The organism is Levilactobacillus suantsaiihabitans, from assembly GCF_004745505.1.
In the GTDB taxonomy this organism is placed as follows: Bacteria; Bacillota; Bacilli; order Lactobacillales; family Lactobacillaceae; genus Levilactobacillus; species Levilactobacillus suantsaiihabitans.
In genome coordinates, this window is record NZ_RKLX01000035.1 from 1 (window position 1) to 12915 (window position 12915).

At 39.2% G+C, this 12915-nt stretch carries 9 protein-coding genes and 2 pseudogenes; 4 read left to right on the top strand and 7 right to left on the bottom strand.

All coding sequences use genetic code 11. The features are described from left to right. Positions 1-691 (top strand): annotated as a pseudogene (locus tag EGT51_RS13105) (hypothetical protein); the annotation flags it as partial. A 154-nt stretch (positions 692-845) separates the two neighbouring features. On the opposite strand, the gene EGT51_RS13165 reads toward EGT51_RS13105, so the two are convergent. From EGT51_RS13165 to EGT51_RS12415, 4 genes are all read right to left on the bottom strand, one after another. Further along, entirely contained in the window at positions 846-935 is a 90-nt protein-coding gene (locus EGT51_RS13165) for a putative holin-like toxin (protein ID WP_021353390.1), read from the bottom strand. 186 nt (positions 936-1121) lie between these two features. Continuing rightward, the gene (locus EGT51_RS12405) at positions 1122-2285 is read right to left on the bottom strand and encodes a restriction endonuclease subunit S (RefSeq protein WP_135368987.1); all 1164 of its coding nucleotides are present in this window, start codon (positions 2283-2285) and stop codon (positions 1122-1124) included. Next, positions 2275-3897: a type I restriction-modification system subunit M gene (locus tag EGT51_RS12410; protein WP_135368988.1), complete on the bottom strand. Its 1623-nt coding sequence runs from the start codon at positions 3895-3897 to the stop codon at positions 2275-2277. The genes EGT51_RS12405 and EGT51_RS12410 overlap by 11 nt, the downstream gene beginning before the upstream one ends. A gap of 13 nt (positions 3898-3910) precedes the next feature. Next, a complete protein-coding gene (locus EGT51_RS12415) occupies positions 3911-7078 on the bottom strand; it encodes a type I restriction endonuclease subunit R (RefSeq protein WP_135368989.1) in 3168 nt (1055 codons plus the stop codon). A 609-nt stretch (positions 7079-7687) separates the two neighbouring features. On the opposite strand from EGT51_RS12415, the gene EGT51_RS12420 reads away from it, so the two are divergent. Beyond that, positions 7688-8269, top strand: coding sequence for a hypothetical protein (locus EGT51_RS12420; protein WP_135368990.1), 582 nt, complete (start codon positions 7688-7690; stop codon positions 8267-8269). A gap of 267 nt (positions 8270-8536) precedes the next feature. Continuing rightward, positions 8537-10504 (top strand): DUF262 domain-containing protein, encoded by a 1968-nt coding sequence (locus EGT51_RS12425; protein ID WP_135368991.1) that lies wholly within the window; start codon positions 8537-8539, stop codon positions 10502-10504. Positions 10505-11039: 535 nt separating this feature from the next. On the opposite strand, the gene EGT51_RS12430 is transcribed toward EGT51_RS12425, so the two are convergent. The 3 genes and pseudogenes from EGT51_RS12430 to EGT51_RS12440 form a co-directional block, all read right to left on the bottom strand. Continuing rightward, positions 11040-11180, bottom strand: a complete 141-nt coding sequence (locus EGT51_RS12430; RefSeq protein ID WP_081539454.1) for a hypothetical protein — start codon at positions 11178-11180, stop codon at positions 11040-11042. A gap of 11 nt (positions 11181-11191) precedes the next feature. Further along, a complete protein-coding gene (locus EGT51_RS12435) occupies positions 11192-11443 on the bottom strand; it encodes a GlsB/YeaQ/YmgE family stress response membrane protein (RefSeq protein ID WP_003680323.1) in 252 nt (83 codons plus the stop codon). Positions 11444-11457: 14 nt separating this feature from the next. Next, positions 11458-11766, bottom strand: a pseudogene (locus EGT51_RS12440) (Asp23/Gls24 family envelope stress response protein); the annotation flags it as partial. 189 nt (positions 11767-11955) lie between these two features. Here EGT51_RS12440 and EGT51_RS12445 point away from each other — a divergent pair. Beyond that, on the top strand, positions 11956-12540 hold the full coding sequence (locus EGT51_RS12445) for a recombinase family protein (RefSeq protein ID WP_135368992.1): 585 nt from the start codon (positions 11956-11958) through the stop codon (positions 12538-12540). Positions 12541-12915: the final 375 nt, after the last annotated feature.

Genomic DNA, 12915 nt, shown 5'->3' on the forward strand with positions numbered 1-12915 from the left:
GATCATCAGAATGTGACAAGCTTATATAACGCGTTCAAAGATTATTTAAACCAGCAAACCGACCTTAAAGTCAGTGAAGTGCCTTTAGCGACGCTAAATGGGGCTAAGGGGTATTTTCAACCCAGCACTAATGAAATCGTCATTGGTGGCGATGAGCCCGATAATGCTTTAAAATTGAAGACGTTATATCATGAATATGCGCATAGTCAGTTACATGGGTTAAAATCAGCCTTTAAAGATCGCCCGCGAGCCTATCAAGAAACGCAAGCCGAAGCGGTCGCATATGTTGCCATGCAAAATATTGGAGTTGATACCAGCAACTACTCACTCGGTTACGTGGCCACCTGGGCTAAAGATAAAGCCGTGATCCATAGTGCTTTAAGTGAGATCCAGCAAGTGAGCAACAAAGTGATTGAGCTTAGCGACGGGTTAACCAAACAATTAGGCTTACAAGAAGCCCAAAAAGAGCCTGAGCATGATCTAAAAAAGCAATCAGCCCAAGCACTTAATAAGTCCTATCAAGGCTTGCAACAACAAATTCAACAGGCAACTAATCCCCATAAAAAATCAGTTAAATGATGTACACCAGGAAATCAGTAATCGAACGCAAAAACAACTCACAACATTTGTTGAAGAAAATCCGTCAATCAAACAACCCGATTTCAAAAATGACCAAAGTCTAAAACGTTAGCCAGTTTTTAAAGGACATGCTATAATGTAATAGAAAAAGGAAGCCCTGCTGAAGACAGGACTTCCCATGCAAGCCGCTTCAAAGGCGGTGGCGAAGTTAATAAGACAGCATTAAGCTACCCTGTAACCTACCAAAGTTACGCAGGGCGGCTTTTTTATTTGTGGTGCTTGTCGATATAGCTGAGTAGCGCGATTAAAAACGTGCCAAACAGCAACATCAACGAGAGTGTCTGGAAGACGCTCATTGACTGTGAAACCTTCCTGAAGATTATTCCATGTTCCCATGGGCCTCACCTCACAAGGGAAAAGACAGCCACCGCCCTTAAAACTTCCTGCGTAATCCATTATACGGGTGAATTAAGTGTTGACCAAGCACAATAAAAATTGAGTCATGGGGTTTCATAGGATCCTAAATTTGATCAAATTAAGAATCAGCAAAACATCTTTTGTAGATACCCTTTTTTTAGTTCTTGGAGTTTTTCAAGCTTACGCTGATGAAGAGCGATAGTGGCATCTAACTGTTTGAAGAATGAACCGATCTTTTGTTGTTCTTCCTGACTAGGTTTATAGATTTCAAATGATGAAAATTTAGAAATCCAATGACGTTTATGACTTTTAGGTACATATTTTATATTCTCCAATGTATTAAACATAAAATAGAAATCGTCATAATTATCATTCAAACTAAGTAATTTCATTGCGGAGCTCTTAATCTTAAAAGGGAAATCTACATAATGAGAGCCAGTTGTAAAATCATCAAATATAACAACTGGATTCTCTACGGTAGCATTTTTAATCCCGCTAATTTCATCTGTATAGCCCAATAAGAAACTCTTACCTGCTGTTAAAACAGGAGTATTAAAATTGTCATCATACTCTGTAGATTTGACAATATATTTTGTTGGTTGCTCATAGTTAAATATCTCCCCCAACTTACGCTTTTCCCAAGCGTCAGCAAACCCTGCAAATCTTAATTGCGGGAACTTGCTACCATTTCTGGGGAACAATTTTTGCAAATAGCCCTGTTTAAGTTCCTTAAGCTTAGCTAACTTACGCTGATGAAGAGCGATAGTGTCGTCTAGTTGTTTGAAGAATGAACCCAACTGAGCTTGTTCTTCAGGCGAAGGTAACGTAATTTTGGTTTCCAAAATATTTTTATTGTATAGTCGCTTGATGGTACTTCCTTCAAGTCCTTGCCATTTTACGATTGAATAAAATTGTTTCAAAAATGAATTATCTAGCTGTTGATCATGCTTTAGCCAAACAATGTTGGAGTCTTGAAAATATTCGTCATATCCTTGATACACAACAGTTCTGCCAATACTACCAGATGCCGAAATTAGTATGTCACCTACTTCCGGGTATTGATATTTTGACTTATATTCTTCAAAAATATCACGAGATATAAAGGCGTCTGGCGTTCCACCAAAAGTACCGATTTTATAAAATGGAATATCGCCTACATCGCTTGTTTGCTCTTTGAAGATGCGCTTATTCATCGCAACTGAACCCAAATCGCCTAACTTACGCTCTTCCCAAGGATCAGTGAAACCTTTAAATCTTAATTGCGGATATTTAGCTTGGTTATCTTTCATTGTGGGCCTCCGGTTTTGACTGATCATTAACCTGGGTGGTCACTAACTGGCTAGCTAATTCATTAAAGGATTGTTCATTCTGACTGATTTCCTCATCCAGTTGCTTTAGATCAGCTTTAACTTGGTCCAGATCAATCTCGGGTTCCGGTTCAAATGTATCAACGTAGCGCGGAATATTTAAGTTGTAGTCATTCTCCTTGATTTCCGCCGGTGAGGCCACATGAGCATATTTATCGACATCCTGCCGGTTTTGATAAGTTGTCACAATTTTTTGAATATTCGCTGCCGTTAGCTTATTTTGATTCTTGTCCTTTTCAAATTCCCGGGACGCATCAATAAACAAGACGTCATCAGTGGTTTTATGTTTCTTTAAAATCATGATTAACGTTGGAATACCAGTGGAATGAAAAATATTGGCGGGTAGTCCAATAATGGCATCAATCCGGTTATCTAACAGGAGCTTTTGGCGAATCTTGCCTTCTTTAGCACCCCGAAATAATACGCCATGGGGTAAGACAATGCCCATAGTCCCGTGTTCCTGCAAATGATAAAAGCCGTGTAGCAGAAAGGCAAAGTCGGCTTTAGATTTAGGTGGTAAGACGCCATAGTCGCGGAAACGGGGATCAGACAAGCGTTTATCACTGTTATCCCAGTGTGCCGAGTAGGGCGGGTTCATGACGACCGCATCAAATAAGTAAGGTTCGTCAACCGGCCAATCTTTACTTAACGTGTCACCATTGCGTAAGTGCATATCGTCATACGAGACTCCATGTAACATTAGGTTCATACGGGCCAGGTTATAGGTCGTGGTGTTCAATTCTTGACCGTGATAACTCACTAAATTGGGGTCTTGCACGTGCTGTCCGACATTTAATAGCAGTGAACCGGAACCAACCGCTGGATCATAAATAGTTCGAACTTGTTTGTCACCTGCATTGCGCTGATAAGTCACAATCTGGGCAATAATGTCGGACACCTGCCGTGGAGTATAAAATTCACCCGCCTTCTTACCAGAATCACTAGCAAATTGCGCGATTAAGTATTCATAGGCGTCACCTAAGACGTCGCCTTGATGATGGATAAGATCAATCGCATTTAAAGCTAACATGGTATCACTGATAGTTTGATTCCGTTGTTGTAAAGAACTGCCTAATTTATTACTACTTAAATCCACATCGGCAAACAAGCCCGAAAAGTCTTGCGCTGAAGACAGATTTTGCGTCGACTGTTCCAGATCATGAAGCGCTTGAGATAAATCGTCTAACGCAAAAGTATGGGCTTGAATCTTGCCAATCAGGGTGGTGTACAACGCTTGTGGTTGAATTAAATAGCCGAGCGTGTTTTGCAAATACTCCACTAAACTGGGCTGCACCGAGACGCCTTCCAATTCAAACTGAGGATCCATATACTGAGCATATTTCCGGGTGACATTTTCGGTTTCGCCTGACCAATCACTAAAGGTCGTTAAGGTTTTCTCAGATAGAAACCGATAAAAAATTAACCCCAATAAATAATTTTTATATTCAGAAGCGTCCATTTTCCCGCGTAAGACATCGGCCGCATTCCATAGGGCGCTTTCAAGTTGACTAGCTTGCGTTGTTTTTTCTGACATTGTTTAACCTCACTTATTTTTGTAGATAAATTGCTAAATCGTGTTCAATAAACTGCCGCCAAGCGGCCTGGGACTTAATCCGGTATAGTGGCAAAATAGCTGGAATCTTCGGCCCAGTGGCAGTTTGAGCTTGTAAGGCCGCTGCTAAATTCGCTGACTGCGTTAATTCTTGTTCATGATGCCATTCATCGGTACCCACGGTGTGTTCACGCGCCACCCGCAATAGGGCTGTTTGATCTAAGCCCCACGTGTGGGCGAATACCGACGTTTTTTTGACCAATTGTCTCTGGGCATAATCAGCCACCAACTCCCGAGCATTCAACGCTACTGGCGCTTTATTTTGGTCACTCTGTTGCTGAGACTGTTGCATTTGTTGCTCAATATAAGGCATGGCTTCGCGAATTAATTGAGCCTGTTGCGGTTGCGTTTCCGCTAATTTATTCAAACTAGCCTGTACTTTGGCACTATTTTGCAGGTAATCGGTCATATGGGCTTGGGCTTGATCAGGTGTCGTGTACTGTTGCTGTTCATCAATCCAATCTTGAATTAATTGCGTCAAATAATCATAATCCACCAAGACGACTGAACCAACGGCTAGGGAAAAGTCTAAGGCAGCTAATTCTTCGGGGACTTTCTCAGGCTCTTGGTTAGTAACCGCCGCTTTAATCCGCAGATATTTACCCGTATAGGATTCTACTTCGGGCTGAGCGATACCAAAGGCCTTTTCACTGTTTTCCCAAGTGAAATCGTTGTACATCGATAAGGAATTCAATTGCTGATTCACTTGGCGAAAGGCTTTCACAAACTGTACCTTGGCAGTGGTTCCTTTCAGGTCATCGGCAGCCGTCGGCGTTTGAGCAATGGCTTTTAAATCGACCACAGCCTTTTGAAATTTTAAGACAGCCTGCTGATAAGTGGGACGAATGATGACATTAAAAGAGCCTTCGCCACTATATAACTTATAAGCTTCACGTTCATTAGCTTCCATGATTGCCGGCACCCGAAAGGTCACAATTTGGCCTTCTTGTTTTAATTCCCGGTTTTGGAGCCGGTTGGTGCGTGAGTAGGCTTGAATAAGTTCTTGATAAGCTAAGGTGCGGTCAACAAAGAGCGTGTTTAGCCGAGGGGCATCAAAACCTGTTAATAACCGTCGCACCACAATCACTAAATTAATTTCCTGATCGGGTTGCAAATGAGCAAAGACCGCCTCACGCCGGGCAGCCCGTTTTGCGACATCTTCGTTATAGAGATTCAAATCGGCTAAATCAAAATTAGTGTGATACTGCTGATTATAATCTTTTAAAATGGTGGCCATTTGGTCATGTTTTTGCGCACTCTGATCTTCGTTTTCACTTAATGAATAAGTAATTGCAATTCGGGGCCAATCAGGATCTAGCTGATTGTGAGTAGTCTTTTTCGCGGCTTTAAAGGCTTGATAATAGCGTTGCGCCATTTCAATGGAGCTGGTGGTTAAAATCGCATTGTAGTTGCCATGCCCCAAGCTGGTTTTACGTGGGCCTTTTTGTAAAATATATTGAACAACTTGTTGGATATGTTCATCAGTCTCAAAGTCAGCCGGAGTTAAATACGTTTCTTCCAAGTCCTTGACTGACATCGCTTGAATCTTGGCTTGAATTTTCGCTTCATCAGCCGTACTCAGCAGGCGGCCTTGCTTATCGCGACGTGCTTTGACGCGCTGGTTTTCTTTCTCGAGGGCCCGGGTTATTAACGTATCTTTGCCAATTGTTGTTACATGTTCGACGTTAAACGGTAACACGGCTTGGTCCTCTAAGGCATCTCGCAAGTTATAAACGTGACAGACTTTACCAAATAGCTCCTCAGTCGTGACCGCTAGATCACCCTTGAGCTGTTTCTTATTTTCATTAAAGATGGGGGTGCCGGTGTAACCATACCAATTACTATTGACAAACGCTGCCCGAATTTCCTTTTGCATCTTACCAAATTGCGACCGGTGGGCTTCGTCAACAAAGAAAATCACCCGTTGCTTTAAAGTCTTACTAAAGCGGGATTGCTTACCGGTTGCCAGCTGGGCTTGCGTTTTTTTGACCGCCCGATGGAGTTTTTGAATCGAGGTGACCAAGACCTTACCGTCATTTTGTTGCAACTTACGCATTAAATCACCGGTATTTTGGGCTTCGTTAATGGCAATATCGTCATTGGCAGCATAGGCACTAAAGTTGCTGGTTGTCTGTTCGTCTAAATCCCGCCGGTCAACTAAAAAGATGACCTTATCGACACCGGGATCTTGCGCAGCTAATTTAGCGGTTTTATATGAGGTGAGTGTTTTACCAGAACCCGTGGTATGCCAAACAAAGCCATCTTGATGGTCATGAATCCGGTGCATCACGGCTTCAATCGCATAAATCTGATAAGGCCGTAAGAGAATTAAGCTCTGACGTTCTTGGTCGATGACCGTATATTCACTGACCATTTTGTGGGCCATGGGAATATTAAGGACTTGGCGCGTAAACGCTAAGCCGTTTTCCACGGGGTGATTATCCCGCGTTCGCCAATTGAACAAAAAGGCTTTATTGAAATGATCCGGTTCGGCATTCGCAAAATACGCCGTACTATCCGGCGTCATAATCACAAACATTTGCAACAGCGAGTAAATTCCCGTATATTTACCTTCCTGCGCGTATTTTTCAATTTGATTAAAAGCCTGGTTAAGTTCGACCGTGGCTTTTTTTAGTTCCAATTGAATTAAGGGTAACCCATTAATCAATAGGGTTACGTCAAAACGGCGATCAGGATCGACATCTTGAGTACCAGCTAACCGTGGTCGCACTGCTTGCCGTACCACTTCATAACTAGATTTACCGCCAGCAACGTCCGCTTTCCAAAACAACTCGACCGTCACCGTGCCCAGCTTAGCATCATCACGTTCAACTTCCACTTTGCCAATGCCATTTTCGGCGGCTAGTAATTTAGCCGCTTCGTAAGGTGTCCGGACCTCAATCGCCCGTTTAACCTGATTAAATTCGGTATCAGTTAAAGGGTGTCCCTGTAATTTAGCATAGTTATTGTTGTTTAATTTATCACGAAAATTAGCCCATAATTGATCCGGGGTCGCACCATATAGGTCTTTGCGTTCCACCCATTGATTGCTTCCAGTCGTTAAGGTTTTAACAACTTCTTTTTCAAACGACAGTTCCAACATAAAAACAGTCCTTCCCCCGCTTTTAAATTACTCACTAGTTTATTATACGCGAACAGATTAGCGTTTAGGCTTCATAATTTTACAATCTACAATATCAGAAAAATTTAGGCTACTTTTCCCAAAAAGTAAGGTATTAAAGGTATCTTAGATCAATCTCAAAAGTACAGCTATTGAACGAGTCGTCGCGTGTTACGGACAATAAAATGGATTATTGGATTTCTTTGAAAAGTAAAGCAGTTAATCTATAGAAATATAGGCTCTCTCAGGACGCTTGAGATAATTCAGTATACTTCTTCTTAAAACTAATGGTAAATTACTAAATGGGATTGAAATCATGCATCAACCACATAAAAAAGCCAAAGAGAATCGATTCTCTTTGGCTTTTATTTAGTACAATTATTAATCTAACCATCAGCACAATGGGGTGTTTAACAAGCAATACAAGATGTTGCATAAACTATTTTTTAATTTACGCCAGCTCCCTATAAAACTATAAAGGAAACTAGCTAGTTACGTAAATACATGGTTTCTTTTTTATCGCCAATACTTTTGCGATCATATGAACATCGATAAATGAAATCGATAAATATATTTCCATGGGAGTTTTTTATGAGAAAATCTGTTCGGCTAATTACATTGACATTAACAGCTATGACTTTAGGTGGTGTTGCTGTTCCCTCTATATCTGCTTTTGCAGATGCAGAAGGAATTTCATCTGTTACAAAGATTGATTATCAAAGTATGAACTCAGATCAATTAGGTAATCTTATTGATACATATGACATGGATAATTTAACGACAAATCAAGAAAATGTAGTTAGTATCTATTCAGCTAAACTTCAGGACGAATTAAAAGCTGAGGTATCGCAAAGTGCACCTGCAACTATAACAACACCTCGCTTTCAGTCTAGAGCAGCATTAGGATTAATGGCACGGTTAGCTGCTAAATATGGAAAAGTGTATGTTTCTAAGACATTACCTAAGATTGTGTACAAGAAAGTCGCAAAATTAATCGGTAAAAAAGTTAACCAAGCTAAGTTTTTGCATATCTGGAATAATACTATCGGTGTGGCAACTGGAGCAGCTTTGGAGAGTGCAATTGCCAAAGGATTAAAAGCATGTGGTGTTCCTAAGGGGATTGCTAACACAGCAGCAACAATTATTGCCACAGCCGTTGGTATCTTAGTGTAAAATGGGATACATGGAAAAAATTATTGAGTTTTTATGTTTAATTTTGGTAGTTGGGCTGCTTTTGTTTTTAATATTTAGATTTATGACAGATTTCAAGGCAACATTATTATTGGTTCTTGCTATATCAGTCGGTATTTTTGTCAAAACACATTTCTTTGGTAAATGGTAGATTGCAAGAAATAACTTGAACGAATTTAATGACGTAAATTAAGCAAGAAGGTACGCTGCCAGAAATAGTACAACGCGAATTTGGGGAGGAAGAATAGTATGAAAGCTGATAGCATACACTTATTTGATTTCCTGGGGAATGGTAAAACAATTTTTGAAATTCCTGTTTTCCAGCGAAATTATGAGTGGGATAGAGAACAATGTAAACAATTATTTAAAGACCTAACCGTTGCGGCGCAAACTAATACTGATCATTTTATTGGTGCAATTGTTTATGTTACCGAAACCGGTAATAAGATGAGTCATATATATCGCATTATTGATGGTCAGCAGCGCATAACAAGCTTAACTTTACTATTAAAAGCATTGTCGGTTGCTGATGAACACGACCAAGCGGAAATTGAGGAAGAGTATTTAACTAATAAATATCTGGATGATAATAATCATCTTAAACTAAAACCGGTTGAACATGACTATGAAGCATTTTATTCAGTAATGAATAGGTTAGATTTTGATAAGCCTTCAAAAGTTATCGATAATTATCGCCTTTTTCAAAAACTGATTAAAAGCAGTGACATCGATAGTTCTAAACTGTATGAAGCGATGAACCATTTTAATATGGTTTACATTGAGTTAAGTAGCGATCCAAATGAAGAAAATCCACAAGTTATTTTTGAGAGTTTAAATTCGACGGGAGTTTCGTTATCACCTTCTGATCTAGTTCGAAACTTCCTATTAATGAGACTTGATTCACAGCAACAAACGAAATTATATAAAAATTATTGGGTTAAAATTGAGCGTATGTTTGCTACTAAAACATTTGCTGAATTTATTCGGCATTATTTGGTTGTCAAAACACATACGTCAGTTAAAAAAAATGGTGTATATAGTAGCTATAAGGACTACTTCATTTCAAATGGGTTAAGTTCCGAACAAGCTCTCGCTGACCTCTTTAAATTTGCTAGTTACTACGATCAAATTTTGAATCACAAATCTGCTGATGATCGGTTTAATAAGATATTAGAGCATATCAATGTGATGGATAGTAAGGTTGTATTTCCTTATCTAATGCTATTAATGGATTTAGTAGATACAGCAAAAATTAATCAAGAAGAAGCCATTCAGTTAGCACATATTTTGGAAGGTTATCTTTTCCGATTAAAGGCATGTCAAATGCCAACAAATGGTTTAAATAAAATTGTCGTAGGCCTATGTGATTTATCTAAAGAGGGTGGTAACCTACGCCTCAGGTTACTTCGGTTGCTAAAGGCAAACTTTCCAGACAATCGAAAGTTATTGGAAAGTTTGATGGAAGTGGACCTTTATCATCAAAGAAATCATTTAGCAAAATTATCATTGGTGATCCTTGAAGAACATAGGACTCGAGAAACAATTAATTTTGATGATGCACAGGTTGAGCATATCATGCCACAACGATTGAACGCAGAATGGCGACTTCAGGTTGCTAATGCTGATAAGGTTAAAGAACAGTATGGTGGTACGCTTGGTAACCTGACTTTAACTAAATATAATCAGGAGATGAGTAATAAGCCTTATAGTGAGAAAAAAGAATTTTATAAGGACTCAAATGTTTCTCTTACTCGAGAAGTTTCTGAAACGTATAATCAATGGGGAAAAGAAGCAATTATCGACCGCACTAAAGAGTTAACAGATGAGTTAATCCAAATCTTTCCGATGCCAAACATCAAAGAAGTTAATGAAGAAGAAATTACTGGTGAGTACACAATTGATCAAACAGTTGATGTGACGGGTAAAGCCGCTGTTCAAATAACAATTAATGAAAACGAATATCCAGTAAAAACATGGAAACAAATGTTGAAAATCTTCCTCAATGATCTTTGGAATAGGGATAGTCTTAATTATGATCGGATTAAAGAAAACAATCAGATAAGTCGAATGCTCTTTAGGCCTCACAACGCACCGGCCACGCTTGAAAATGGTACCGTAATCGAAACAAATTTCTCCGCTTCGGTTATTCTAGCCATTATTGCCAAGATTTCTGAGATTTGTGATATTACAGACCAAGTCTCATATACGGTGAAATAATGTATGTGAGTACCTTGCGAATAATAGATTCGCGTGAAGTTGAAAAGTATTAACTCAATTAGATGATCAGTTATCAAATAGGCGTTTCATAATTTGCTATGCTATGGGTAATCACTGATGGTAAAATATGAATGTAAATAAAAAAGCGAGCCGCTTTAAAGGCAGTGGCTTAGTTACTTTTTATCTAATAAAAGATTGTCCGCAACCGGCCAAAGTAAAGTGCTCCATAATTGTTAGACAAGAAATCTAACAGTTATGGAGCACTTTACATTAAGTTGCCGATGAAAAAGAATTTTTATATTATTTAGGTAGATGGTAGATTGCAAATTTGTCCAAAAATTCGGATTAAATTTGCAATCTACCATAAATAAAAGCAAGCACCTATGTAAAAAAGTGCCTGCTTTGATTAATTATCAAAAACATTCCAATCTATATTTATAAAGGGTTATCTTCCCAATTTAAATATTGATTAACTGATCTTCAATTGCTCAATTATTTACGTTCTAAGAAGCCTAATACAGATAAATTTGGCTAATTATCCATGTAATTTTTGTTGCAATGTATCACCAATGCCATCTACTTTCTTAGCAGCCAAGACGGTGCCACCGATGAGGACACCACCTACAATGAGCGTAGAAGCGATCATAAACTTAAATACATTTTTCAAGACGTCCATAAAATTCCCCCTTACTTTTTACTGGTTCGACCAACAACTAATGAAACAATCAGAACTAAAATAATTGCCCCAATGATCGATGGTATCAATGCCATGCCAGCTAACGAAGGGCCCCAAGTACCAAGGAGCCCTTGGCCAATCCACGCACCGATTAAACCAGCTACGATGTTTGCAATCCAGCCCATAGCAGCACCACGGTTAGTGATTGCGCCAGCAATGGCACCAATGATTGCCCCGACGATTAATGACCAAATAAGTCCCATATTTACTCACTCCCTTAGTTAACACGACTAGATTTATTGTCAGACGTTACTTTATCAACGCTGTCACCTAATGTTTCCTTCGATTTCTTTGCGCCCTTACTGACGGCTTCCTTCGTTTTGTCTGTGGCATCGCTCACGCGATCTTGCAGAGAAGTCGAATCTTTTTCATGTTGCTCCTTTGTCTTGACATCAACAACATTCACATTTACCTCAATTACTTCTAATTCGGTCATATTCTTTACTTCCCGAACGATAACATTTTTGATCTTGTCATACAGTTTAGAAATATCAATGCCGTATTCAGCAACAATGTCGAGATCCACCACCTTTACCATAATTATAGCAGGACAGTTGTGATGATGGAATTATATGCTCTTATAAGGAACCAATTAAGATTTTTGTTTGACTAAACCAATCTAGCCAATAGGGTATACCCTATTGGCCGTTTCTGGTTTTGTGCTATACTAGGATTTACTAATGTTCATTAGAACTGTCCAAAAGGAGACTTGGAAATGTCTAAAATCGGTTACGCTCGCGTGAGTTCCAAGGAGCAACATTTAGATCGACAGTTAGCGGCTTTAAAAGACGTTGATAAATTATTTACGGATAAATTAAGTGGGGCTAACACTAATCGGCCAGAACTGCAAAAAATGCTGGCCTATATTCGTGAGGGTGATATTGTAATGGTCACTGAATTAGATCGCTTAGGCAGAAACAACTATGATTTGACTAAGATCATGAACTCCATTCAAAGTAAGGGTGCCACCCTAGATGTGTTGAATTTACCGTCCATGACAGGGATTGCTGACCCAAATTTACGTCAACTGATGACCAACTTGATTATTGAACTCTATAAGTATCAGGCCGAGAGTGAACGTAAGCGAATTATTGAGCGCCAGCAGCAAGGGATTGCCTTAGCTAAGCAGCAGGGTAAATATCATGGGCGCAAACCCCAATACACCCAAGACGATCCCCGCTTGCAACATGCTTTTAAACTTTATCAGGCAGGCATGAGTGATGTAGATGTTGCCCGTAATACAGGGATTAAACGGACGACCTTTATCAGATATCGAAAGAAATTCAATATACAAAGATGATGTTTACATGAGAGAATCATAGCAGAGCGGACCACTTGAAACTTCTAACTCCACTAAAATCCGAGAAATGACCAAGAAAAATGACAACTCTTCGAATATTGTTACTTCAAATTAAAATCAAAAATGATTACCTTAAAAATTGAGGTTTTTTAATTAAAATAATATTATTTTATGCTGTGTTATCCGCAATTCTAAATCTGGATCATAGTGATATTTGATAGCTTTGTAGCAGTATGTAAATAAAATTATTATTCTGATCCTGAATTATTCATACCTTTCAAAAAAGTCGTCAGTTTTCATGTTTTTCAAAAACTGACGGCTTTTGATCTTGCTTACTATGTATTGAGACTCTAAATTTTGATGGTATCACCTAAC